Origin of the sequence: Providencia sp. PROV109 (genome assembly GCF_033681625.1) — a bacterium.
Classification (GTDB): Bacteria; Pseudomonadota; Gammaproteobacteria; order Enterobacterales; family Enterobacteriaceae; genus Providencia; species Providencia hangzhouensis.
In genome coordinates this window covers 4,407,818-4,432,662 of record NZ_CP096320.1, presented here as the reverse complement: position 1 = coordinate 4,432,662, position 24,845 = coordinate 4,407,818, and the positions used below count along the sequence as shown (strand labels likewise).

Genomic DNA, 24,845 nt, shown 5'->3' with positions numbered 1-24,845 from the left:
TTAATTACGTATGGTCGTTAATTACGGTTTCGGCTAACACGTAGAACGTCAGGCATAATACGGATTTTCCGCATCACATTTGCCAATTGAACTCGGTTTTTAGTTGTAAGGCGAATAAAAGCGCAATATACACGGCCATCTTTTTCTTCTGTATTCATACTTTGAATACTTGAATTGGCGTCATTAATGGCGGCAGTTAAATTCGCTAAAGCACCTTGGTGATTAATCATATCCACTTTAATTTCAGCGATAAAGTCGGTATCAGTGTCGTTGTCCCATTCAACAGCCATAAATTTATCAGGTTCTTTTTGATAACCACGAATGTTGCGGCAGGATTCATGATGAATAACGAGACCTTTACCAGGACTAATATGTGCAACAATTGGGTCACCAGGAATAGGACGACAACATTTTGCAAAGGTGATTAAAACACCATCAGCACCTTTGATAGAGAGTTTATTCCGGCTTTCAACTAACACTTGTTCTTCAGGTGTATTTTGTGGATTGTTCTGTAGGTTACGTGCGACAACCACACTCATTGCATTACCCAACCCAATTTCAGCAAGCAAATCATCGATAGAGTGCAGCTTCATGCGTGCCAATTCTGCATCAATATTAGCTTGAGGGATATCAGTAAGTTTATTTCCTGCCCCTAGCGCATGGTTGAGTAAACGGCGACCTAAATTAATAGAATCTTCACGTTTTAAGTTTTTCAATAACTGGCGAATTTTGGCCCGCGCTTTTGAGCTGACAACAAAATTGAGCCATGCTGCATTTGGCCGTGCGCCCGGTGCGGTAATAATTTCGACAGTTTGGCCACTCGTAAGGGATTGCGAAAGTGGGTAAGGCTGGCGATCAACACGCGCGCCCACGCAAGCATGACCAATATCTGTATGCACCGCATAGGCAAAGTCAACAGGTGTGGCACCAGTAGGTAACTCAACAATGCGGCCTTCAGGGGTGAAAACGTAGATTTCATCTGGAAATAGATCCGATTTAACGCTTTCAATAAATTCAAACGAGCTACCTGCACTTTGTTGTAACTCAAGTAGACTTTGCATCCAACGTTGAGCTCTAACTTGTGCTGTTGTACCTTGTTCGCCTTGCTCTTTATATGCCCAATGCGCAGCAACCCCCATCTCAGCCATTTGGTCCATGTCTTCTGTGCGAATTTGCACTTCGACAGGAACACCATGTGGCCCAATCAATGAGGTATGTAGCGATTGATAGCCGTTAGCTTTAGGGATAGCAATATAGTCTTTAATACGCCCCGGACGCGGTTTGTATAAACTATGCATTTGACCTAAAACGCGGTAGCAAGTATCCACATCTTTTACAATTACCCTAAAAGCATAGATATCCATAATGGAATGGAAACGTTGCTCTTTTTGGTGCATTTTGCGATAGATGGAATAAAGGTGTTTTTCTCTGCCACTTACGCGACAAGGAACTCCTGCCTCGGTTAGCCTACCGTCAATTTCCGAGAGAATTTTTTGGATCATCTCTTTTCGGTTACCGCGAGCAGCCTTGACGACTTCCTTAATAACACGATAACGGTTGGGATATAACGCTTCAAAACCCAGCTCTTCAAGCTCTGTTTTGATGTGGTGTATACCTAGCCTGTGGGCTAACGGGCTATATATTTCAAGGGTTTCACGTGCAATGCGCCGACGTTTATCGGGCCTAAGTGAACCCAACGTGCGCATGTTGTGAGTGCGGTCTGCCAGTTTTATCAAAATGACACGGATATCTTTTACCATCGCCATGATCATTTTGCGGAAGTTTTCTGCTTGGGCTTCTTTTTTGTCGCGAAAGTTGAGCTTGTCTAGTTTGGATACACCTTCGACGAGACCGGCGACGGTGGTACCAAACAATTCTTCTATATCTTGAAATGTCGCTGGAGTATCTTCAATCACATCATGAAGTAGCGCTGCCATTAGTGTTTCATGGTCCAAACGCATCTCAGCAAGAATACAAGCAACAGCAACTGGGTGAGTAATATAAGGCTCACCACTTGAACGGGTCTGTCCTTCATGGGCATCCCGAGCAACAACATAGGCTTTTCTTAGTAATTCAATTTGTTCTTTAGGAAGATACTTTTGAATGACTAAATTAAGGCTTTCAAACAGATACAAGGCAGACCCACCTTAGTGATTAGCGACGACCTTCAGCGATTGCAGAAACTGCTTGCATTTCAGCCGCTTCTTGCTCTTGCTGTTCTTGGCGCTCACGCACATCTAAAATGTGACCGTTGATTAAGCCTTCTTCTACTTCACGTAATGCGATAACAGTGTATTTATCATTTTCTTCAGGAACTAAAGGGTCTTTTCCACCCGTTTGTAACTGACGAGCTCTACGTGCCGCAACCAATACGAGGTCAAAGCGGTTACCAATTTTTTCTACTGCGTCTTGAACAGTTACGCGTGCCATAAATGTGCTACTCCAAAGAAATAAAAAAATGACCTGATATGATACTGAAACTATTCTCAGTCTGCTAGTAATTTGCTGATTAAAGCATCATGTCGTTGAACTTGACGCCCTAATTTTAAACGCTCAGTACGGATGATAGATTGTAAATCGCTCAGTGCGGTATTGAAATCATCATTAACAATAAGGTAATCATACTCGTTGAAATGTTCAATTTCACCTACTGCTTGTGACATGCGTTTTTCAATAACTTCATCGCTGTCTTGCCCACGACCACGCAGTCTGCGATAAAGTTCATCTTTTGATGGTGGGAGAATGAAAATACTACGTGCCTCAGGCATTTTGGCTCTTATCTGCTGCGCTCCCTGCCAATCGATATCAAGAAAAACATCAACACCACTATTTAATACATCTTCAATGATAGGTTTGGACGTCCCATAATAATTCCCAAAAACGCATGCGTGCTCTAGGAATTCACCTTTGTCGACCATTTGTAAAAAATCAGTTTCAGATACAAAGAAATAGTGCTCGCCATGGACTTCTCCTGGACGTGCAGTTCGAGTTGTATGAGAAACGGAAACCTGTGTGTCATACAATGGTTGTGTTTTTAATAAAGCCTGAATCAGACTTGATTTCCCTGCTCCACTAGGGGCAGAAACAATATATAACGTGCCTTGTATCATGATGATTTCTTGAATAGTCGAGGATTAAACATAAAAGATGGTGATAAACCCGACATAGTATACACGGACTTGCATCAACATGCAGCGATATCAATAAATCATGAATTTTAATTAAATGAATTTGATTAGTAACTAAATTGTGAACGGGCTCGAGAAATTAACTTATTACTCATGAAAGCATCATTAGTTTTGCGAAGCCTTTTGCAAACAACTTCTTTTGAGGATGAAGACTTTGAGAGGTTGTTTGATGCTTAGCAACTGAGGAGAAAATGCTTTAAAAGAGTAACATCTTAATGGATTGGTAATAACAAGGAATAGTTATGATTTATATTTTGTATGGTTATTGGTTCGCGTCAGTTTATAGACTAAGTGGGTTAATTGTTGGGGTAATGGTGTGTATTAATGTTGCTCAAGCAACGCAGCAAATTGCCGTTAATAAACCGTGTGAAAAACAAAATAGTAAAATAATAAGTCAGGAAAGTCATCGGTTAGGAAAACAATTACAACTGTGGAACCAAGCTTACCGTCTGGCGGGTAGCAGTTCCATTAGTGATGAAGCTTATGACCAGCTATTTAATTTATGGCGTTCTTTACAACGATGCCAGCAACTTCCCGAAGAATTGCCAGAAGTACTATTACCTGAAAAATCACAGCTAACTATGCATCCCATTCCTCATACAGGGTTAAAGAAACTCAATGAATTAGAAGTTTATAGCTGGATAGAAACACGTAAAAATATCTGGCTACAACCTAAAGTTGATGGTGTAGCAGTAACGTTGGTTTATAAAAATGGCAAGCTTATTTCCATGATTAGCCGAGGAAATAGTGTTGAAGGAATCGAGTGGCGGGCAAAAGCAGATTTTATTCCTGCGATACCCAAACAAATCAAATATTCAGGCATGTTAGTCCTTCAAGGCGAATTATTTTGGCGTATGAATGGACATATTCAAGCTAAAAGTGGGGGAGTGAACGCTCGTAATAAGATTGCGGGGTGGTTAATGCGAAAAAATGAGCCAACTGCCCTTGAAGAAAATATTGGTATTTTTATTTGGGCATGGCCTGCGGGGGATGCTAATCCAAAAACACAGTTAACATTACTTTCTGAGATAGGTTTTCCGCTTGCTGAACAATATAGCCATAAAATTGAAAATAAGATTCAAGCTAAGCAACTAAGGGAATACTATTATCAAGGGCAATTACCATTTGCTACAGATGGCATAGTGCTTAAAAATTTTCCAGCGCCAGCAGCAGCAGCCTGGCAATCAAAACAAAATAGTTGGGCGATTGCATGGAAATATCCATTACGCAGTGTGCTATCAGAGGTAACTAAGCTTCAGTTCAATATAGGAAGGACCGGGAGAATTAGTGTTGTAGCTAGCATAACCCCCATCAATATTGACTCGAAAACTATTTCAAAGGTAAATGCTGGATCATTATCATCATGGGAAAAACGAGATTTACTTGTTGGAGATAAAATACTTGTCTCTCTTTCAGGGCTAGGAAGTCCAAAGATTGAAGACGTTATTTGGCGACGAGAGGAACGCGAATATCCAGAGACATCAACCTTAAAACAGTTTCACTCACTAAGTTGTCTTACTTATACTGAAGTTTGCTCACAGCAGTTTGTCGCAAGGTTAACGTGGTTAGGTAAACAACTACGTATGCGAGGAATAAGTGAGGCTACATGGCGCCAGTGGGTAGAAAACCATAACCTAACTCGATTAACAACTTGGTTGTCAGAACAATGGCAAAGCGATTTATCGAAAGGTAAAAAACACCAAATGTTAGTAAAGCAACTGAAAATGGCAAAGGATCAACCTATTTCGCTTTGGTTAAAAGGTCTCGCAATTCCACTAACTAAATTACAAGTAGGGAAAGTGACTGACATAGGTATGTTGTATGACCCATCATGGGTTAACAGTCTAAATTTGACGAAGCTGCAAAAGAAAAAATTAGCTAATTGGCTAGCGGAACCAGAAATTGAATCTATTTTACGTATATTGTCTGACATGAAAGCGATTCAGCCACCAATAGAAAGCCATCAATAGTAAATCATTAATGGCTGAAACTCTTTTATTGATTAGATTAATCTTGGTTTTCGTAATTAAAAATAGGCAAACCGAGACGATAACGAATGGCTATTAGCCTTGCACTCAAGCCAACAACGAGTGTGATAATAACCACGATATCTTTAGGTAAAGGCGTTTGTAATAGGCCAATATAGATCCAAGCGGCAGCGAAAGAAACGCCAGCATAGACTTCTTTTTGGAAAACTAAAGGGATTGTGTTACACAGCATGTCTCTTAACACACCACCAAAAACGCCAGTAATCACTGCTGCAATAGCTGCAATGATTGGGCTGTAGTGCATATCGAGTGCTATTTGGGCGCCAAGTATAGAAAACACAATTAGTCCGATAGCATCTAATATGAGGAATAATCGGCGTAAATGTTTCATCATAGGGGCTATCCAGATTGTCACAATCGCAGCGCCTGCAACAGTCAGGATATACTCAGGATGTTCCACCCAACCTAGGGGGTAATGGCCAAGTAAGATATCACGGACGGAACCACCACCAATTGCCGTCGCGGACGCAATAATAATGACGCCAAAGACATCCATTTTTCGTCTGCCAGCCGCAAGTGCTCCAGTCATGGCTTCTGCGGTGATACCAATAATATAAAGTACACTTAATAACATGGTAGTTTTGTTCGAGATTAAGGTTATTGCTAAAGGGTAATATTACTTATGAAACTTCTCGACTGAGATTTTCTAGTATTGATTAAACTAGATTAGTTAAAGTAATCCGATAGCGATATTAAATGATGTCAAAGGATAACAGATTGAATAATAAATTGCCCTATAAAGAAACACGTTTAACGCATGATAAACGAAGCCACCAACTAACGAATATTAATATCTGGACTCCAGACAGCCAGTGGTTAGCGTATGATATACGGCCGAGCGGTAGTTCTTTTACAGGTTTATCTATAGAAAAAATTCATGTAAAAACATTACAAGTCGTTGAGGTTTATCGTGCAAGTCATGGGGCTCATGTTGGAGTGGTAACGGTAAGTCCTCAACTGCCAACTCAATATGCTTTTATCCATGGCCCTGAGTACCCTGATGAACAGTGGCAATATGACTTTCACCATCGAAGAGGGGTGTATGTTAAAGAAGACCAATTAAATGTAGCTCACCCAATTGATGCAATGTGCATTACCCCTCCGTATTTAGTGGGGGCGTTGCGTGGGGGGACTCATGTCCATGTTTTTAGTCCAGACGGAAAGTGGTTGAGTTTTACCTATAATGACCATGTAATGCATGAATTAGATGTGCAATTAGACCAACGAAATGTGGCAATTGCAGTACCTATTGGGCCCGTTAATGTGAGTCCTAAAATACATTTTCGAGAATATAGTGGCGATTACTTTTGTTGTGTTTTGACGCGAACAACGCAACAGCCTAAGCCTAGCAGCGATGAGATTAGCCGTGCATATGAAGAGGGTTGGGTAGGTCAAAAAGGTTATCAAAAAGAGAATGGAGAGTGGCAAGAAAGAGCGCTGGTGTTTATTGGTGACACTCATTCTACAAATGGAGAAATTATTCCTGAGATCTATATTGTTGATCTACCTTCACAGCTTGAGGATTACATGATTGCGGGGGAATCTCCTATCCAAGGAACAGAATCAAGCATGCCTTCCCCACCAAAAGGTATACAGCAAAGGCGTTTAACTTATACACACGATAAAAAATTTCCTGGTTTAGCGAAGCAGCCACGACATTGGCTAAGAACTTCGCCAGATGGTAAATCAATCGCTTGTTTGATGAATGATGATGACGGTAATGCTCAATTGTGGTTAGTTGATACGCTAACTGGAGTGCAAAGGCAGATAACTCAGGGTTCTTCACCAGTCCAGTCTGCCTTTAGCTGGGATAGTAAAGGTGAGCACATTTGCTTTATTTGTGACAATAGTGTCGTGTATTGTCACGTCGTAAGCGGAGCCATACAAAAATTAACGCAGCGTACTGAACTTGCTCCTGTTGCTGATTCCGTTGTATTTTCACCTAATGATGAATTGATTGCGTTTATGCGAGATATTGATGGATTTAGGCAAATTTATACCGTAGAAACGGGTTTAAACAGCAAATAAAATAATTATGTTACTACAGTCACGAATAAAAAAAGTATTGATAAGCTTTTTTTTATCTGTGACTGTTTTTATTTTTCTCTGATTAGCATTTAAAAAATTTAATTGTTAATTATTCATGTAATGAGTGCAAAAATACTTATAAACAGAATAGAATATTTAAGTTAAGGAGATGGTTATCATAATAAGATAATAATTAAACAGATATTATATAAATGATTGGTCAGATCTTAGATTAAAAAATAATGTATTCATAAATACAGTTAATACACAGTGAAATTTTAATTACAAACGTTTGATTGAGCCTGAATTACTTTTTAGTTTTATCTTTCTTTTCAAGTTCTTCTATGCGTTTTTTGGGTGAGTCTGCTTTATCATCATTACCCGATTTTGCGTAATCTAAAGGAATTAAAAGAGTATCCATAACAACAGAAAAGGGTAAATCAATAGCAAGTAAAGGTTTAACAACCCAGCCGGTCTCATCATCTTTAATCATTTTAATACTGTTTTTCGAACCAGGGTAATAACCTTCTGATGGGCCTGCATGAGTCATAATACTGGAGCAACCACTCAAAATAAGAGGTGCGATAAGAAAATATAATCGTATTGAAATTAAACTCGGCATAGACATTGTTAACCTGTATTTAGTTTGTCGTCCCCAATATTTACTTATAATAACTAAAAACAAGAAATTCACAATAATGGTGTCGTATTATTATTTTATTTAACCGTATGTATTTTTTTAGTTAATAGTTTACTTGTAGCTATTAACTAAAAATGTTTGTCTTAGGTAGCTATTTCGATGAATGATAAATAACGTTAAGAAATAAAGACATACTATTTTATATTTGTTATCAGGTTGAAAATTCTAAAAAAATAGATCATTTATTCCTTCTGAACTGTGCTCTATGGCACATATTACCCTTATGCTATTTGGCATAATCGATTCAGTAGTATGTTTTATCACCTATTTGGGTGTGTTTAACGGGTAACTTGTCGTCAAAAGGATGCGGTCTATGAGTGAATTAGCTCTTACTGTAAGTTTGTTGGCGTTAGCTGCTGCTTTAGGGCTATGGATTGGAAATTGGAAGATCCGGAGCGTTGGGCTAGGGATTGGTGGTGTTCTATTTGGGGGGATCATTGTTGGACACTTCGCCCAAAGTTATGGCTTGCAACTTAATAAAGACATGCTGCATTTTATTCAAGAATTTGGCTTGATACTGTTTGTATACACAATAGGTATTCAGGTTGGGCCTGGTTTTTTCTCTTCTCTACGCGTTTCTGGGCTGAAACTAAACGGCTTTGCGTTGATGGTCGTTGTCTTAGGCGCGGTGGTAACAGCAATCATATATAAAGTCGCGAATATTCCATTACCGATTATCTTAGGTATTTTCTCAGGGGCGGTAACGAATACGCCATCTTTAGGTGCTGGTCAGCAAATTTTAACTGACTTAGGATCTGACCCTAATCTTGTTGGCCAGATGGGGATGGGTTATGCCATGGCTTACCCTATGGGGATTTGTGGCATCTTATTGGTGATGTGGTTAGTACGCATTATCTTTAGAATTTCAGTAGAGAAAGAAGCTTCTGCATTTAATAGTTCTACTTTTCAACAGCGCGACTCTCTGCAGACTATGAACATTGCCATTCGTAACGCCAATCTTGATGGCTTAATGATGCAAGACATCCCACTGCTTGGTAGTGAAGCTATTGTTTGCTCAAGATTAAAACGTGGGGACATGCTGGTTGTTCCTCAGCCTACCACAGAAATTCATTTAGGTGACTTATTGCACGTTGTTGGTTTAAAAGATGATTTAAATAGAGTTCGTTTAATATTAGGTGAGGAAGTTGACGTATCCTTGTCGACATCAAGCTCTATTTTGCATTCCGTTCGTGTGGTGGTGACGAATGATGCTGTACTAAGTAAAAGGCTGAAAGACTTAAACTTAAAACAAAAATATGATGTTGTTGTGACACGATTAAACCGTACTGGTATTGATTTAGTTGCTAATAACAATTCGGTTTTACAATTTGGTGATATTTTAAATATTGTTGGACGTCCTGAGTCAATCGAAGCCGTCACCGCTTTGTTAGGTAATGCGAAACAGAAACTACAGCAAGTTCAAATGTTACCTGTATTCCTCGGGATAGGGCTTGGAGTTGTGCTGGGGTCAATACCCGTTTTTGTTCCTGGTTTTCCTGCCGCACTGAAACTAGGATTAGCGGGAGGGCCACTGGTTGTTGCTCTAATTCTCGGTCGTATAGGGACTATAGGGCGTTTATATTGGTTTATGCCTCCGAGTGCAAACTTAGCGCTGAGAGAACTGGGAATCGTCATGTTCCTCGCTGTTGTTGGGCTCAATTCTGGTGGTGGCTTCATTGATACTTTAATTAAAGGTGATGGGCTAACGTGGATTGGTTATGGGCTATTGATTACGTTTGTACCACTATTTATTACAGGTGTTGTAGCTCGAATTTTTGGCAAAATGAACTATTTGAGCCTTTGTGGGGTGCTAGCGGGCTCTATGACAGACCCTCCTGCACTGGCTTTTGCAAATAATATTCATGCGGCCAGCGGTGCTCCGGCATTGTCTTATGCAACGGTTTATCCATTAGCGATGTTTTTAAGAATTATTTCTCCACAATTGCTGGCTATTTTATTTTGGGCGGTTTAGCTAGATGTGATTGTTAAACCGATGAATAGCAGAAATTCTATTGAAATTTCTAAAATTATAGCTTTTTCAATATGATATTTGGACTTTGATGTTTGATGTATAAGGCAGTAATGAAAGGTATCACGATATATAGGGGCAAAAAGTGCTTTTGTTTAAGCAATAACCAAATAGAAAAGATGTTCTAATAGTTTTGAATGATATTCGTATTGAAAAATTAATTTGATTTCAATTACGGAGTTCTCGCTAATTTTTAGCCCCTTCTATATGAAAGGGCTTTTTTTTTTACCTAAATATTGCAATAACAGGGCTAAAAGTACCTTGTCGTTTCACAACTAGCAGGTCACTTCTTGATAAGCTTTTTCAAGCTCTTCAGCTAATATCTTGATCCCTTGTTCAATTTTTTCTGGCTCAGGGACATAGTTCATACGCATACATTGATGCGCATGTGGCCAATCCTGTTCAATACCAGGGAAGAAGTAATGGCCGGGAACCATCAATACACCACGTTTTTTTAAGCGTTGGTATAATTCTAAGCAATTAATTGGTAGGTCTTTAAACCATAACCAGAGGAAAATGGCACCTTCTGGCTTATGAATTAAACACTTATCTTCTGGGATATAGCGGCGAATAATTTCGATGGCTTCTTCTACACGCTGCTTATAAAAAGGACCAATTACATTTTTAGATAACGAGATAAGGTCATCTTTTTTAAGCATTTCTAAGGCAAGCGCAGGGCCTATGCCACCAGGAGCAAGGCTGATGATGCCATTCATATTACTAACAGCTTCAATGATTTCTTCGTTAGCGATGATAATGCCGCATCGAGTTCCTGGTAAACCAAGTTTAGATAAACTCATACAAAGAATGACATTTTCGTTCCAAAATGGCGTAGCTTCGCTGAAAATAATGCCAGGGAAAGGAACACCATAAGCATTATCTATTAGTAGTGGAATATTATGTTGTTTAGCTAGTTGGTCTAAATGCTCAACTTCTTCATCAGTAATGACATTACCAGTCGGATTTGTTGGGCGAGACACACAAATCACCCCAATATCATCAGTAACCTCTAATGTGTTGAAGTCGACTCGGTATTTAAATTGACCATTAGGTAAAAATTCTATTTGTGGCTTATTCGCGACGAATAAGCCATCATCAAGACCTGAGTCTGCATAACCGACATATTCAGGGGCAAGAGGAAATAGCACTTTACGGGTGATACCATCTTCAAAGCGACCGGCTAGCAAGTTAAATAGATAGAAAAAAGCACTCTGGCTGCCGTTAGATAGGGCAATATTTTTCGCGCTAATATTCCAACCTAGTTTTGCTTTTAGCGTTGCTGCAAGCGCTTTCAACATGGCATCTTTACCTTGAGGACCATCATAATTACATAAAGTGTCCGTCAATTGGCCATGAGCACACATCTCAGCTAACAGATCTTGGAAATACTTATCCATTTCAGGGATATGAGCAGGATTTCCTCCCCCTAACATAATGGAGCCAGGGGTTCTTATGCCTTCATTCAAGTCTTTCATTAATAATGAAATACCTGAATTTTTAGCAAATTTATTGCCAAATTTAGAAAATATCATCGCATTTATTCACATATATTTATTAGATTGTTAATGGAATTTAAAACATACTCCGCTGCACCTCAGAGTTCAACCACCAATTTCTATCTTTTATTAAGATAAAATATCAAGATGAATATATTTAGTAGTGTAAAGTGTTGCAATGTTAATGCTTTGGTGGTTTATTTTTCTTTTTACTCGATGAGTTACACCGATAAAAACTAATTTATTTAAATTGGCAACAATTCACTAAATGGTCATTTATCATGCCAGTTGCTTGCATAAAGGCGTAGCAAGTAATTGAGCCGACAAATTTAAACCCACGTTTTTTGAGCGCTTTGGAGAGAAGCTTAGAAAGTTCTGTTTCCGCAGGAACTTGTGATGAGAGCTCCCAACCGTTGATAATGGGTTGGCCATTAACAAATTGCCAAATAAAAGTGGAGAAGTCTTCACCATTTTCTTTCATGGCTAAATAAGCTTTTGCATTTGCAATAATTGCATTAATTTTTAATCGATTACGGATGATCCGAGTATCTTGCATGAGTCGCTCAATATCGTCTTCATTCATTGATGCAATTTTTTCAGGGTCGAAATGATGAAATAGATCACGATATCCTTGGCGTTTTTTTAAAATGGTGTACCAAGAGAGCCCGGCTTGTTGGCCTTCAAGGCAGATCATTTCAAATAACGTTAAGTTATCATAAGTGGGTTTACCCCATTCATGGTCGTGATAAGCGATATATTCAGGATCTTGATTGACCCAATGGCAACGTGTTAGTGCGGTATCCATTTTTCATCCTTTTTACAATGGTAATTGGTTTGCTTCAAAAAACAAACTATTTATACTGTATAAATAACCAGCTTAAAAGGGGTGAAAGTATTTTTTTTTATTTTTAGAATAAATACAGGCATATTCAATGCTGTATATCTTGCGGTCAAAGGGTATACTGGCGTACTTTCATTAAATTTTACGTATCGCGTGCGGATCTAACATGCAAAAGTTTGATACCAAAACCTTTCAAGGTCTTATCCTGACATTACAGGACTACTGGGCGCGTCAAGGCTGTACCATTGTTCAACCATTGGACATGGAAGTCGGCGCTGGAACTTCTCACCCAATGACGTGTTTGCGCGCATTAGGCCCTGAGCCTATTGCAGCGGCTTATGTTCAACCATCTCGTCGACCAACTGATGGCCGCTATGGTGAAAACCCAAACCGTCTACAACACTATTACCAGTTTCAGGTGATCATCAAACCATCACCAGACAATATCCAAGAGTTATACCTTGGTTCTTTAAAAGAATTAGGTGTTGACCCAACAGTTCACGACATTCGTTTTGTTGAAGATAACTGGGAAAACCCAACATTAGGTGCCTGGGGATTAGGCTGGGAAGTGTGGCTTAATGGGATGGAAGTTACTCAGTTCACTTACTTCCAGCAGGTCGGTGGTCTTGAGTGTAAACCAGTAACAGGTGAAATTACATACGGTTTAGAGCGCTTAGCGATGTATATCCAAGGCGTGGACAGCGTGTATGACCTTGTTTGGTGTGATGGCCCATTGGGTAAAACTACCTATGGTGATATCTATCATCAAAACGAAGTTGAGCAATCAACCTATAACTTTGAATACGCAAATGTTGATTTTCTTTTCAAATGCTTTGAAGAGTACGAAAAAGAAGCTCAACACTTGCTGGCTTTGGAAACGCCACTTCCACTACCTGCATACGAACGTATCTTGAAAGCGGCTCATACTTTCAACTTACTCGATGCACGTAAAGCCATTTCTGTTACTGAACGCCAGCGCTATATCTTACGTATTCGTACCCTAACCAAAGGGGTTGCAGAAGCGTATTATGCTTCTCGTGAAGCGCTTGGATTCCCTATGTGTCATAAGAACTAAGAGGCTGTCATGACTCAACAGACTTTCCTTGTGGAAATCGGCACCGAAGAGTTACCGCCGAAGGCTCTTCGTTCATTAGCTGAATCATTTGCTGCAAATTTTACGGCTGAACTTGATGGGGCAGATATTGCTCATGGTGCAGTAACGTGGTTTGCTGCTCCTCGCCGGTTAGCACTTAAAGTCGCTGATTTAGCGGCTTCACAGCCAGACCGTGAAATTGAAAAACGCGGCCCTGCTATCTCTCAAGCATTCGGTCCAGATGGCCAACCAACTAAAGCCGCTGAAGGCTGGGCTCGCGGGTGTGGTATTACCGTTGATCAAGCTGAGCGTTTGACCACGGATAAAGGCGAGTGGCTACTCTATCGTGCCCAAATGAAAGGGCAGGCAGTCAGTGAATTACTGGCTGATATGGTTAGCCGTGCATTGGCCAAATTACCTATACCTAAATTAATGCGTTGGGCAGATAAGGACACACAATTTGTTCGCCCTGTGCACACGGTAACATTGTTACTGGGTAGTGATGTTATTGATGGCGAAATTTTAGGTATTAAGAGCGGGCGCACAATTCGTGGTCACCGTTTCATGGGTGAATCTGAATTTACTATTGATAATGCGGAACAATATCCAGCCATTTTACGTGAACGCGGTAAAGTCATGGCGGATTACGCAGAACGTAAAGCGGTTATTAAAGCAGATGCGGAAAAAGCGGCTCAGGCTCTTGGTGGTCAAGCTGACTTAACAGATAGTTTGCTTGAAGAAGTGACTTCATTGGTTGAATGGCCGGTCGTTTTAACAGCTAAATTTGAAGAGAAATTCTTAGATGTTCCTTCAGAAGCGCTAGTTTATACCATGAAAGGGGACCAAAAATATTTCCCAGTTTATGATAAGACGGGCAAGTTAATGCCTAATTTTATCTTTGTGGCAAATATTGAGTCTTCTGATCCTCAGCAAATTATTTCAGGTAACGAAAAAGTTGTACGCCCGCGTTTAGCCGATGCCGAATTTTTCTTTAAAACTGACCGTAAACAACGTTTGGAAGATAACTTACCACGCTTAGAAACTGTATTGTTCCAAAAACAATTAGGTACACTGCGTGATAAAACTGACCGTTTAGAAGCATTAGCTGGCTGGATTGCAAACAAAATTGGTGCAGATGTAAACCATGCGACACGAGCTGGTTTATTAGCAAAATGTGACTTAATGACTAATATGGTGTTTGAATTCACAGACACTCAAGGCGTTATGGGAATGCATTATGCACGCCATGATGGTGAGTCAGAAGACGTTGCATTAGCTTTAAAAGAGCAGTACCAACCGCGTTTTTCTGGAGATGCACTTCCATCGACTGATGTTTCAGCCGCATTAGCATTGGCTGAAAAAATGGATACGCTTGCTGGTATTTTTGGTATTGGCCAACATCCTAAAGGCGATAAAGACCCATTCGCTTTGCGCCGTGCTGCATTAGGTGTCTTACGCATCATCGTAGAAAAAGGCTACCAGCTTGATCTTGTTGAAATGACAGAAGAAGCAGCTCGTTTATACGGTGATAAATTAACCAATAAAAATGTGGTTAATGACGTTGTCGAGTTCATGCTTGGTCGTTTCCGTTCTTGGTATCAAGAATTAGGCTATAGTATTGATACCATCCAAGCGGTATTAGCTCGTCATCCAACACAACCTGCTGACTTTGATGCACGAGTGAAAGCTGTTACTCACTTCCGTTCATTAGAAGAGGCGCAGGCACTTGCAGCGGCAAATAAACGTGTTTCCAATATTCTGAGCAAATCAGAAGAAAAATTGGCTGATAACGTTTTAGCTTCTGTTCTAAAAACACCTGAAGAAGTCAAACTTGCGACCCATGTTGTGGTATTGCAAGATAAACTTGCGCCAATGTTTGCAGAAAGGAATTATCAAGAGGCTTTAGTTGAATTAGCTTCTTTACGCGATATCGTAGATGAATTCTTTGCAAATGTTATGGTAATGGATGAAGACCAAGCGGTTCGTATTAATCGTTTGACGCTATTAAGCCAATTACGTGAGTTGTTCTTAAAAGTAGCGGATATTTCTTTGCTTCAATAGCCTTAAAAATAGGTTATTAGCTTGTAGTTAACGTTATTTTTATAAACGCTAACCTGTTTGATAAATAAGCACTAAAATATTCTAGTGCTTATTTTTTACTTAAAATAAGGTAATTTGCATATAAGCCTTACTGTTTTGGTGGTTTTATCAGCAAACGAACAGAATTGGCGAAAAATGGGTTGACGATCTCCGTTCTTGGCAGTATTATTCACACCGTTTTCGGCGAGTAGCGCAGCTTGGTAGCGCAACTGGTTTGGGACCAGTGGGTCGGAGGTTCGAATCCTCTCTCGCCGACCAAATTTTAGAACCCACCTCATTGAGGTGGGTTTTTTCGTTTATATCCCTTCCTATTTTTCACCCCAACTATTTCAGACTAACTTGGCTTGCACTCAATAACCTATCTCTGTTGATATATAAGCTGATTCACTCATGTTGTTTTAGGTAAAAACGCTTTTTCATTACAAGGACTCGTTAATGAAAGTTAATAACGTTTTATCGATACCTCTTTGTTTCTTCTTATTAAGTCTTTATACCGTTATTGGCTTTAAAGCTTATAGCGCGCCTATAGCGCCTCCAAATGGTATTGTTGAGATGCCATCTACTTGTATTATGATAAACCAAGTACATTTCATTGGGCTTGAGCAGATTAAGGAAATAGCTGTTAGCCAAGTCAATAAATGGCGGCAAAAGATAGAGGGCCAATGTATTGATGAACAAGGCTTACTCAATTATGCAGATGATATTACGGCGAAGTTAATTCATGCAGGCTATCTGACCTCTTACTTGTATTACCCTGAGCAAACTTTTCTGTTTGGTATTTTGCAAGCAAAAATAATAGCAGGAACGGTTTCTTCTGTGGTTTATCAAAATGAGCAGTCAGAAGACAAATCATTACCACACATATTTCCTTTCCAGTTAGGTGATACGCTTAATTTACGGCAAATTGAACAAGGCTTGTACAATTTGCAAAATACATCTTTACTTCCTTTCCATATCAAACTAATTCCTGATGATACTTATGGGAATGCCACGCAAATTGTCGTGGTAGGCCAGCACCGACGCGAATTCCAAGGTGCACTTTCTTTTGAATCACACTCAATTTCTCGGCAAGTCGGTAGCACTGTTGGCCATACTTTTATGGTCGCCAATCCTTTTTTACGAAGTGATTTTTTATATTCAGAAATCAGCCGTCAGTTTAGTAACACAGAAGAAACTGAAATTAAATCAGCAATATTATTTTACTCTCTCCCCTATCAATATTGGTTGTTTTCAATATTTAGTGGGTATCAGGAAAATAAAACAGTTATTACCAGCAATGATGTCGCTTTACCACTACAGCAGCATAACGGCTTCTTATTACTACAAGCCGAATATTTATTAAAACGAACAGAAAAAACGGTAACTTCATTAAGTCTAGGGTCTGAAAGCCAAAAAAGTGACACGTTTTTGGCTGACCTACACTTACGAACACAACAACGCTTGGCTCATTACATCATTGGTGGGTTAACTCATCAGGTCAATTTTTTACGGGGAAGTGCTTTAGTTACATTAACGTATAAACAAGGAACTAACTGGTTTGGTACCAATGTACAGCAAATTACGGGTTTAAATAAGCCACAGGTTTTACAGATTTCGGCTTCAGCAATGAAGGAAGCCTCCCCTTTTCAATATCAAAGCCAATTTGATATGCAATTAAGTCGTGACAAGCTAGATGTTTTATTAGACCAAGGATCACTTACTGGTTTTGGAGGTGTTAGTGGTTTTATCGGTGGAGCTGAGCACCTTGAAATGGGGGATAATAGCTTAAAGCTACAAAACGAGGTGCTCTGGCAGAGCCCATGGCCGCATATGGCTTTATATACCTCGTTAGGTTTAGGAACAACATCAAATGATAGAGCCACATTTTGGAAAGAAAACCTATTGCTGGGAGGGAGAGTCGGAGCTAAAGGTCAAATTGGGAGTTTGTCATATCATTTATTTGTAGAAGCGCCAGTTTGGCAAACTGATCGACTATTGGTAAATTCAATGAGTTCGAGCCTTCAAATGAAATTTCATTATTAGTTAAATCATAGGGTTAAAGCAGGTGATTGCATCTATTTAAAATGACCTAGGTAATATTAGGCAATTGTAGTTTTTATCATCGGTATTAAAGCATATTCTGTACTTTGGAAAATAAGAATACAAACTACAGCCAGTATTATTTTATTCTTTAAGTTATCAATTGGTTAAAATTATGTTTATTGAAAGCAGTTGAATGTTTTTTATTTGCATAAAAAACAAACTAAATAATTACATACTAAAATAATTTCCACATCGATTCTCTCTAGTGTTTTATTTCGTATCATGCCAACAAAAGCACTATATTCGTTCAGTAATTCAGCACTTAATCACAAATATAAAAATAAATAACCTCGATATAAAACCCTATTCACTACTAATTATATGGTTATAACACCTGCATCTTGCACTTCATTATGAAATTTTAAGCTAAATTGCAATGCTAATTGTTTCTAATATGTTACATGAATTGTGGGCGGAGCGTAAATGTGGCTATTGACGAAGTGAGTGACAGTTGATTAATTGCACAATGAATAACAAAAAATACAGATACTACATCTGTCGCTTTTATGACGGATCTAGACATCAAGCAAAACAACATGAACACCATAGGAGCATACAGATGCGCTCTATTAAAAAGACAGGTCTACTGACTGTAGGACTTACATTGGCAGCATTAGCAGTATCAGCAACAGTACAGGCAAAAACGTTAGTTTACTGTTCTGAAGGTTCTCCAGAAGGCTTTAACCCACAGTTGTTCACATCAGGAACAACCTATGATGCAAGCTCTATCCCGCTGTATAACCGTTTAGTTGAATTCAAATTAGGAACAACGGAAATTGAACCGGGTTTAGCGGAAAGCTGGGAAGTGAGTGATGATGGTAAAGAGTACACTTTCCATCTACGTAAGGGTGTCAAATGGCACTCTAACAAAGAATTTAAACCGACCCGTGATCTTAACGCAGATGATGTGATTTATACATTTATGCGCCAAAAAGATGCAAATCACCCATATCATAAAGTTTCAGGCGGTAGCTACGAATACTTTATGGGAATGGATATGGATAAAATTATCGATAAAGTTGAAAAAGTCGATGATAACACAGTAAAAATCACATTAACTCGCCCAGAATCACCATTCTTAGCTGATATGGCAATGGACTTTGCATCGATTCTTTCTGCTGAATATGCAGACCAGATGTTGAAAGCGGGTACGCCAGAGAAAGTGGACTTAAACCCAATTGGAACGGGCCCATTTGTTCTGCAACAATACCAAAAAGACTCTCGTATTCTTTATAAAGCCAATGACCAATATTGGGGTACAAAACCTAAACTTGACCGTTTAGTCTTCTCTATCACACCAGATGCTTCCGTTCGTTATGCAAAACTGCAAAAAAATGAATGCCAAGTCATGCCATATCCAAATCCGGCTGATTTAGAGCGCATGAAGCAAGATAAAGACATTACATTAATGGAGCAACCAGGCCTAAACGTCGGCTATCTCTCTTATAATGTTGAGAAAAAACCATTAGATAATCAAAAGGTTCGCCAAGCACTGTCTATGGCGGTGAACAAAGATGCAATTATCGAAGCGGTTTATCAAGGTGCAGGCCAAAAAGCGAAAAACCTTATCCCACCGACAATGTGGGGCTATAACGATGCGGTAAACGATTACGAATATAATCCTGAAAAAGCCAAAGCCTTATTAGCAGAAGCGGGTTTCCCGAATGGTTTTGAAATTGACCTGTGGGCAATGCCTGTTCAACGACCATATAACCCAAATGCACGCCGTATGGCGGAAATGATCCAAGCAGACTGGGCAAAAGTTGGCGTTAAATCAAAAGTTGTTAGCTACGAATGGGGAGAGTACCTCAAACGTGCGAAAGATGGTGAGCCACAAACAGTAATGATGGGTTGGACGGGTGACAATGGGGACCCTGATAACTTCTTTGCAACCTTGTTTAGCTGTGCAGCAAAAGAGCAAGGTTCTAATTACTCAAAATGGTGTAATGAAAGCTTTGAGAACTTGATCCAACCAGCGCGCCAAACAGCAGATCACGACAAGCGAGTCGAACTGTACAAACAAGCGCAAGTTGTGATGAATGAGCAGGCGCCAGCCCTCATTATCGCGCACTCTACAGTGTTTGAACCCGTACGTAAAGAAGTCAAAGGCTATGTGGTTGACCCATTAGGCAAGCACCACTTCGAAAACGTCGATATTGAGAAGTAATCGTATCTAATCTGTCTATGCCCTTCGTTGCTGGTTTAGAGCGGAGGGCGTTTTCTTCTCTAGAAGAAGCAGAGAAGTTAAGTTGTTTGTGAGCACCCGGAAAAGCAATTTTCTGAGTAGCCAAACGGACTAAGAGCCGTCAACGGCATTATTAAAGAGATTCAGGATATGTTGCAATTTATCCTCCGACGATTGGGGCTTGTGATCCCCACGTTTATCGGTATTACATTATTGACTTTTGCCTTTGTCCACATGATCCCAGGCGACCCGGTGATGATCATGGCCGGTGAAAGGGGACTATCCCCTGAAAGGCATGCTTATTTAATGGCAGAGTTAGGGCTTGATCAGCCACTTTGGAAACAATATCTTCATTATATCAATGGGATATTTCATGGTGATTTAGGGATTTCCTTAAAAAGTCGCATCGGTGTATGGGAAGAGTTTTTGCCCCGTTTTTTAGCGACAGTGGAATTGGCAACTTGTGCCATGATTTTTGCAATTTCTGTAGGGATCCCAGTTGGGGTTTTAGCCGCAGTAAAACGTGGTTCAATCTTTGACCATACTGCGATTGGCCTTTCTTTAACAGGCTACTCAATGCCTATCTTCTGGTGGGGGATCATGCTCATCATGTTAGTGTCGGTGCAATTAGACCTCACCCCTGTTGCAGGACGAGTGAGTGACACTGTTTTTCTTGATGATTCCCAGCCTCTGACCGGTTTTATGCTAATTGATACCCTAATTTGGGGTGAAGATGGCGATTTTATTGATGCGGTAGAGCACTTGATATTGCCTTCCATTGTTTTGGGTACGATCCCATTAGCCGTTATTGTGCGTATGACTCGCTCGTCAATGTTGGAAGTATTGGGAGAGGATTATATTCGTACTGCACGTGCTAAAGGTCTTGGCCGCGCTCGCGTAATTTTAATTCACGCACTACGTAATGCATTATTACCCGTTGTTACGGTAATTGGCTTGCAGGTTGGGGTGATGTTAGCAGGGGCTATCTTGACAGAAACTATTTTCTCATGGCCTGGGTTAGGGCGCTGGTTAATCGAAGGGCTACAGCGTCGTGATTACCCTGTGGTACAAGGGGGAGTTCTGCTGGTTGCTACACTGATTATCTTCGTAAACTTAGTGGTCGACGTGCTGTATGGCATTGTAAACCCACGTATTCGTCATAAGAAATAAGGAGCGCTAAATGTCTCAATCTACTGAGCCAACCGTTGTCAGCGCCCCACAGCCGATGACACCATTACAAGAATTTTGGCATTATTTTAAACGTAACAAAGGAGCAGTTGTCGGGATGTTCTACATTATCCTGATGGTACTGATTGCGATTTTTGCAGGTATATTAGCTCCACATGCTCCAGATGAACAATTTCGTGATTTCTTACTTGCTCCGCCAGTTTGGGAAGATGGGGGAAGTTGGCAGTTTATTTTAGGCACTGATGATGTTGGGCGTGATTTACTCTCTCGTTTAATGTATGGCGCCCGCCTGTCACTGCTAGTTGGTTGTTTAGTGGTTGTGCTATCGTTAATCATGGGGGTCACTATTGGTGTGATCGCTGGCTATTTTGGTGGTGTCGTTGACGCATTAATTATGCGAGTTGTCGATATCATGTTGGCATTGCCAAGTTTGTTATTAGCTTTGGTACTGGTCGCCATTTTTGGACCTTCGATTGTTAATGCCTCGATTGCTTTGACGTTTGTTGCATTACCTCACTATATTCGATTAACACGAGCGGCTGTTTTAGTCGAAGTCAACCGTGACTATGTGACGGCTTCTCGTGTTGCGGGTGCAGGGGCAGTACGCCAAATGTTCGTGAATATTTTGCCTAACTGTTTGGCACCATTGATTGTACAGGCCTCTTTAGGTTTTTCGAATGCCATTTTAGATATGGCTGCTTTGGGTTTCCTCGGAATGGGCGCGCAGCCACCAACTCCTGAGTGGGGAACGATGCTGTCTGATGTGCTGCAATTTGCACAAAGCGCATGGTGGGTTGTGACTTTCCCTGGACTGGCAATTTTATTGACGGTGCTTGCGTTTAACCTAATGGGTGATGGGTTACGTGATGCATTTGATCCAAAACTCAAGCAGTGATGAGGTAACCAAATGGCATTGTTAAATGTAGAACAACTTTCGGTTCATTTCGGAGACGAAAAGGCACCGTTTCGCGCCGTTGACCGCATCAGCTATAGCGTTGATAAAGGCCAAGTCGTTGGTATTGTAGGGGAATCTGGTTCAGGTAAATCAGTGAGTTCACTGGCTATTATGGGGTTAATTGATTACCCGGGAAAAGTGATGGCGAATTCATTGCAATTTGATGGACGAGATTTACTGTCAATCCCTGAAAAAGAGCGCCGGCAAATCGTTGGTGCCGATGTGGCGATGATTTTCCAAGACCCGATGACCAGTTTAAACCCATGTTTTACGGTGGGTTATCAGATTATGGAAGCATTGAAAGTCCACCAAGGCGGCAGCAAAAGTACGCGTAAGCAACGGGCAATTGACCTGTTAGACATGGTGGGTATCCCTGACCCACAATCACGTTTAGATGTGTATCCTCACCAATTGTCAGGAGGAATGAGCCAGCGTGTGATGATTGCTATGGCGATAGCATGCCGGCCTAAATTATTGATTGCGGATGAGCCGACAACGGCATTAGATGTCACTATTCAAGCCCAAATTATTGAATTATTGTTGGAATTGCAGCAGCAAGAAAATATGGCATTAGTGCTTATCACGCATGACCTCGCTTTAGTGGCAGAAGCTGCGCATCATATTATTGTGATGTATGCGGGGCAGGTGGTGGAGTCCGCCAAAGCAAGTGATATTTTTAAACATCCTCGCCATCCTTATACACAAGCGCTATTACGTGCCTTGCCGGAATTTGCGACGAATAAATCCCGTTTAGCCTCACTTCCTGGTGTGGTCCCCGGAAAATACGATAGGCCTGTAGGGTGTTTATTGAACCCACGTTGTCCGTATGCAACGGAGAAATGCCGTCAAGAAGAGCCAATGTTACAAACCGTTGGTGATCGCCAAGTCAAATGCCATATGCCGCTGGATGATATGGGGAGGCCAACATTATGAGTGATAAACAACACACTCCATTGCTCAAAGCGGTGGATTTGAAAAAATATTATTCCGTCAAAAGAGGGGTTTTTGCTGCTGAAAAAACCTTAAAAGCATTGGATGGAGTCTCTTTTGAGCTAGAACGAGGTAAAACACTGGCCGTGGTTGGGGAGTCGGGGTGTGGTAAATCGACATTAGGTCGTTTATTAACCATGATTGAGCAACCTTCTGAGGGCGAGTTGTATTACCAAGACCAAAACTTGTTAGTAAAAGATAAGTCTGCAGAGAAACTGCGTCGCCAAAAAATCCAAATTGTGTTTCAAAACCCTTATGGCTCTTTGAATCCACGTAAAAAGGTGGGGCAAATTTTGGAAGAGCCGTTATTGATTAATACTTCACTGTCGAAAGAGCAGCGCAAGGAAAAAGTATTATCGATGATGGCTAAAGTGGGTTTAAAAACAGAGCACTATAGCCGATATCCTCACATGTTTTCTGGTGGTCAACGCCAGCGTATCGCGATAGCACGTGGTTTAATGCTTGACCCTGACATTGTGGTTGCAGATGAACCCGTTTCCGCACTGGATGTTTCTGTTCGTGCTCAAGTATTAAATCTGATGATGGATTTACAGCAAGATTTAGGTTTGTCTTATGTCTTTATTTCACATGATTTATCGGTGGTAGAGCATATTGCTGATGAAGTCATGGTGATGTATTTAGGCCGCTGTGTGGAGAAAGGAACAAAAGAGCAGATTTTTAATAACCCTCTTCACCCTTATACTCAAGCGTTATTATCAGCGACACCAAGGTTGAACCCAGACGCTCGGCGCGAACGTATTAAGTTAACGGGAGAGTTACCAAGTCCTTTAAACCCACCACCGGGGTGCGCATTTGCAGCGCGTTGCCGTAGAGCATTTGGTCAGTGTACTCAATTTCAACCAACATTGAAGGAATATAACCAACAGTTAGTTGCGTGTTTTGCGGTTGATGAAGATGAAAAACAAACGGTTGTCGTGAGTTAAGGAGTGAAACGGTGGAAAGGCTAACTTTCTGCCGTCTTTTATTCTAGTGCCACTTTAAGCCGCTTTAACATGCTGTTTGTCCTAAATACCCAATCTTTCTTTTTAAGCTACTCTTTTACGGATAAAATCAAGTATACTGACTGATGTTTCCGTTTTCTTTAAAAAGCTGCTTGATTAGAAAGGTTGTGGCCAAATGAATACCCGAGTCCAACGCTCACTAACATTAAAAAGTATGGTCGTATTCTTTATGATTACGCTACTATCACTTGCGCTTTTTTTAGCTATTCAATTCAGTTACTTAGTTGAACAACGTAAGCAAGATTATTTAGACCAGCTCAGTAACGCTGTAGTGCAAATTCAAAAACCATTAACAGATTCCCTCCTAAGCTCCGACCTTAATGAAGTTAAACGGCTGCTGATAAGCTTAAAGACATCAGGCATTATGGGAAACGCGATTATTACTGTTGATGGCACAACGGTAATGAACCTAAGCTTTGCAACGCCGAAGCCGATACCCAATTGGGTTACCCATTTTGTGGGGATCCCTGTCGAAATGACTGTACCATTGTATGCGTATGGAAATGTTGTGTTGCAAGCGAAGCCTCAAGGGTATTTAACATTACAAGTGGATCCTAACCGTGTTTATCGATTTGCGCTAAATACCCTTGCTTTGATGACAACAACTTATTTATTGTTGGTACTCATTATTGCTATTGGAATGACGTGGTGTGTCAGTCGTATGATAATAAGGCCGCTACGTAAAATCGCAATTGAATTACAGACAAATTCTGAAGTTAATCAAATTGTTGTGTCTGAATATCATCGTGACGATGAGCTCGGTTTACTTGCAAAAGGGTATAACCGTCAAAGAAAACAGCAAAAATCAGATTAAGTCATGAACATGAACTCAGCTTTATGGTCTAATATCGTTATAGTGGTAACAATGAAAAATGGAATAAAGCCAAACTATATCGTTTA

The 24,845-nt window shown here is 40.4% G+C and carries 19 protein-coding genes and 1 tRNA gene; 13 read left to right on the top strand and 7 right to left on the bottom strand.

Annotated features, from left to right (window positions below):
• Positions 1–17 precede the first annotated feature (17 nt).
• From spoT to gmk, 3 genes are read right to left on the bottom strand one after another with little or no spacing between them, the layout of a single operon-like run.
• Entirely contained in the window at positions 18–2,135 is a 2,118-nt protein-coding gene (gene spoT / locus M1F25_RS20610) for a bifunctional GTP diphosphokinase/guanosine-3',5'-bis pyrophosphate 3'-pyrophosphohydrolase (protein WP_004262666.1), read from the bottom strand.
• 19 nt (positions 2,136–2,154) lie between these two features.
• On the bottom strand, positions 2,155–2,430 hold the full coding sequence (rpoZ, locus tag M1F25_RS20605) for a DNA-directed RNA polymerase subunit omega (RefSeq protein WP_004262665.1): 276 nt from the start codon (positions 2,428–2,430) through the stop codon (positions 2,155–2,157).
• 56 nt (positions 2,431–2,486) lie between these two features.
• Positions 2,487–3,110 carry a guanylate kinase gene (gene gmk / locus M1F25_RS20600; RefSeq protein ID WP_004262662.1) on the bottom strand — a complete coding sequence of 208 codons (624 nt, stop codon included), beginning with the start codon at positions 3,108–3,110 and terminating at the stop codon, positions 2,487–2,489.
• A 320-nt stretch (positions 3,111–3,430) separates the two neighbouring features.
• On the opposite strand from gmk, the gene ligB reads away from it, so the two are divergent.
• Entirely contained in the window at positions 3,431–5,158 is a 1,728-nt protein-coding gene (gene ligB / locus M1F25_RS20595; RefSeq protein ID WP_181488859.1) for an NAD-dependent DNA ligase LigB, read from the top strand.
• 37 nt (positions 5,159–5,195) lie between these two features.
• On the opposite strand, the gene M1F25_RS20590 is transcribed toward ligB, so the two are convergent.
• Entirely contained in the window at positions 5,196–5,810 is a 615-nt protein-coding gene (locus tag M1F25_RS20590; RefSeq protein ID WP_004262660.1) for a trimeric intracellular cation channel family protein, read from the bottom strand.
• A 122-nt stretch (positions 5,811–5,932) separates the two neighbouring features.
• On the opposite strand from M1F25_RS20590, the gene M1F25_RS20585 reads away from it, so the two are divergent.
• Positions 5,933–7,264 (top strand): DUF3748 domain-containing protein, encoded by a 1,332-nt coding sequence (locus M1F25_RS20585; protein WP_181488857.1) that lies wholly within the window; start codon positions 5,933–5,935, stop codon positions 7,262–7,264.
• A 307-nt stretch (positions 7,265–7,571) separates the two neighbouring features.
• On the opposite strand, the gene M1F25_RS20580 is transcribed toward M1F25_RS20585, so the two are convergent.
• The gene (locus M1F25_RS20580) at positions 7,572–7,886 is read right to left on the bottom strand and encodes a YceK/YidQ family lipoprotein (RefSeq protein ID WP_094960895.1); all 315 of its coding nucleotides are present in this window, start codon (positions 7,884–7,886) and stop codon (positions 7,572–7,574) included.
• 391 nt (positions 7,887–8,277) lie between these two features.
• Between M1F25_RS20580 and M1F25_RS20575 the strand changes: the two genes are divergently transcribed.
• Positions 8,278–9,936: a putative transporter gene (locus tag M1F25_RS20575; RefSeq protein WP_136134095.1), complete on the top strand. Its 1,659-nt coding sequence runs from the start codon at positions 8,278–8,280 to the stop codon at positions 9,934–9,936.
• Positions 9,937–10,268: 332 nt separating this feature from the next.
• On the opposite strand, the gene M1F25_RS20570 is transcribed toward M1F25_RS20575, so the two are convergent.
• Positions 10,269–11,525 carry a valine--pyruvate transaminase gene (locus tag M1F25_RS20570; RefSeq protein WP_112307792.1) on the bottom strand — a complete coding sequence of 419 codons (1,257 nt, stop codon included), beginning with the start codon at positions 11,523–11,525 and terminating at the stop codon, positions 10,269–10,271.
• Between the two features lie 205 nt (positions 11,526–11,730).
• A complete protein-coding gene (locus tag M1F25_RS20565; protein ID WP_004262650.1) occupies positions 11,731–12,294 on the bottom strand; it encodes a DNA-3-methyladenine glycosylase I in 564 nt (187 codons plus the stop codon).
• A 202-nt stretch (positions 12,295–12,496) separates the two neighbouring features.
• Between M1F25_RS20565 and glyQ the strand changes: the two genes are divergently transcribed.
• From glyQ to M1F25_RS20515, 10 genes are all read left to right on the top strand, one after another.
• Positions 12,497–13,405, top strand: a complete 909-nt coding sequence (gene glyQ, locus M1F25_RS20560) for a glycine--tRNA ligase subunit alpha (protein WP_004262647.1) — start codon at positions 12,497–12,499, stop codon at positions 13,403–13,405.
• A 9-nt stretch (positions 13,406–13,414) separates the two neighbouring features.
• The gene (gene glyS / locus M1F25_RS20555; RefSeq protein WP_004262644.1) at positions 13,415–15,484 is read left to right on the top strand and encodes a glycine--tRNA ligase subunit beta; all 2,070 of its coding nucleotides are present in this window, start codon (positions 13,415–13,417) and stop codon (positions 15,482–15,484) included.
• 220 nt (positions 15,485–15,704) lie between these two features.
• Positions 15,705–15,781, top strand: a tRNA-Pro gene (locus tag M1F25_RS20550).
• Positions 15,782–15,958: 177 nt separating this feature from the next.
• Entirely contained in the window at positions 15,959–17,545 is a 1,587-nt protein-coding gene (locus M1F25_RS20545; RefSeq protein ID WP_181488855.1) for a ShlB/FhaC/HecB family hemolysin secretion/activation protein, read from the top strand.
• Between the two features lie 619 nt (positions 17,546–18,164).
• On the top strand, positions 18,165–19,772 hold the full coding sequence (gene dppA, locus M1F25_RS20540) for a dipeptide ABC transporter periplasmic-binding protein DppA (protein ID WP_004262639.1): 1,608 nt from the start codon (positions 18,165–18,167) through the stop codon (positions 19,770–19,772).
• Between the two features lie 168 nt (positions 19,773–19,940).
• The gene (dppB, locus tag M1F25_RS20535; RefSeq protein WP_004262635.1) at positions 19,941–20,960 is read left to right on the top strand and encodes a dipeptide ABC transporter permease DppB; all 1,020 of its coding nucleotides are present in this window, start codon (positions 19,941–19,943) and stop codon (positions 20,958–20,960) included.
• Between the two features lie 10 nt (positions 20,961–20,970).
• Complete coding sequence (gene dppC, locus M1F25_RS20530) at positions 20,971–21,873, top strand: dipeptide ABC transporter permease DppC (protein WP_004262633.1); 903 nt, start codon at positions 20,971–20,973, stop codon at positions 21,871–21,873.
• Between the two features lie 12 nt (positions 21,874–21,885).
• Positions 21,886–22,866, top strand: a complete 981-nt coding sequence (gene dppD, locus M1F25_RS20525; RefSeq protein ID WP_094960799.1) for a dipeptide ABC transporter ATP-binding protein — start codon at positions 21,886–21,888, stop codon at positions 22,864–22,866.
• Entirely contained in the window at positions 22,863–23,867 is a 1,005-nt protein-coding gene (gene dppF / locus M1F25_RS20520; protein WP_004262626.1) for a dipeptide ABC transporter ATP-binding subunit DppF, read from the top strand. Before dppD ends, dppF begins: the two co-directional genes overlap by 4 nt.
• A gap of 193 nt (positions 23,868–24,060) precedes the next feature.
• Positions 24,061–24,759: a HAMP domain-containing protein gene (locus M1F25_RS20515; RefSeq protein WP_036958595.1), complete on the top strand. Its 699-nt coding sequence runs from the start codon at positions 24,061–24,063 to the stop codon at positions 24,757–24,759.
• Positions 24,760–24,845: the final 86 nt, after the last annotated feature.

What these genes read in the sequence shown, in the direction of transcription:
- rpoZ (WP_004262665.1), bottom strand. Translation starts at nt 2,430, where the DNA reads ATGGCACGCGTAACTGTTCAAGACGCAGTAGAAAAAATTGGTAACCGC.
- gmk (WP_004262662.1), bottom strand. Translation starts at nt 3,110, where the DNA reads ATGATACAAGGCACGTTATATATTGTTTCTGCCCCTAGTGGAGCAGGG.
- ligB (WP_181488859.1), top strand. Translation starts at nt 3,431, where the DNA reads ATGATTTATATTTTGTATGGTTATTGGTTCGCGTCAGTTTATAGACTA.
- M1F25_RS20590 (WP_004262660.1), bottom strand. Translation starts at nt 5,810, where the DNA reads ATGTTATTAAGTGTACTTTATATTATTGGTATCACCGCAGAAGCCATG.
- M1F25_RS20585 (WP_181488857.1), top strand. Translation starts at nt 5,933, where the DNA reads ATGATGTCAAAGGATAACAGATTGAATAATAAATTGCCCTATAAAGAA.
- M1F25_RS20580 (WP_094960895.1), bottom strand. Translation starts at nt 7,886, where the DNA reads ATGCCGAGTTTAATTTCAATACGATTATATTTTCTTATCGCACCTCTT.
- M1F25_RS20575 (WP_136134095.1), top strand. Translation starts at nt 8,278, where the DNA reads ATGAGTGAATTAGCTCTTACTGTAAGTTTGTTGGCGTTAGCTGCTGCT.
- M1F25_RS20570 (WP_112307792.1), bottom strand. Translation starts at nt 11,525, where the DNA reads ATGATATTTTCTAAATTTGGCAATAAATTTGCTAAAAATTCAGGTATT.
- M1F25_RS20565 (WP_004262650.1), bottom strand. Translation starts at nt 12,294, where the DNA reads ATGGATACCGCACTAACACGTTGCCATTGGGTCAATCAAGATCCTGAA.
- glyQ (WP_004262647.1), top strand. Translation starts at nt 12,497, where the DNA reads ATGCAAAAGTTTGATACCAAAACCTTTCAAGGTCTTATCCTGACATTA.
- glyS (WP_004262644.1), top strand. Translation starts at nt 13,415, where the DNA reads ATGACTCAACAGACTTTCCTTGTGGAAATCGGCACCGAAGAGTTACCG.
- M1F25_RS20545 (WP_181488855.1), top strand. Translation starts at nt 15,959, where the DNA reads ATGAAAGTTAATAACGTTTTATCGATACCTCTTTGTTTCTTCTTATTA.
- dppA (WP_004262639.1), top strand. Translation starts at nt 18,165, where the DNA reads ATGCGCTCTATTAAAAAGACAGGTCTACTGACTGTAGGACTTACATTG.
- dppB (WP_004262635.1), top strand. Translation starts at nt 19,941, where the DNA reads ATGTTGCAATTTATCCTCCGACGATTGGGGCTTGTGATCCCCACGTTT.
- dppC (WP_004262633.1), top strand. Translation starts at nt 20,971, where the DNA reads ATGTCTCAATCTACTGAGCCAACCGTTGTCAGCGCCCCACAGCCGATG.
- dppD (WP_094960799.1), top strand. Translation starts at nt 21,886, where the DNA reads ATGGCATTGTTAAATGTAGAACAACTTTCGGTTCATTTCGGAGACGAA.
- dppF (WP_004262626.1), top strand. Translation starts at nt 22,863, where the DNA reads ATGAGTGATAAACAACACACTCCATTGCTCAAAGCGGTGGATTTGAAA.
- M1F25_RS20515 (WP_036958595.1), top strand. Translation starts at nt 24,061, where the DNA reads ATGAATACCCGAGTCCAACGCTCACTAACATTAAAAAGTATGGTCGTA.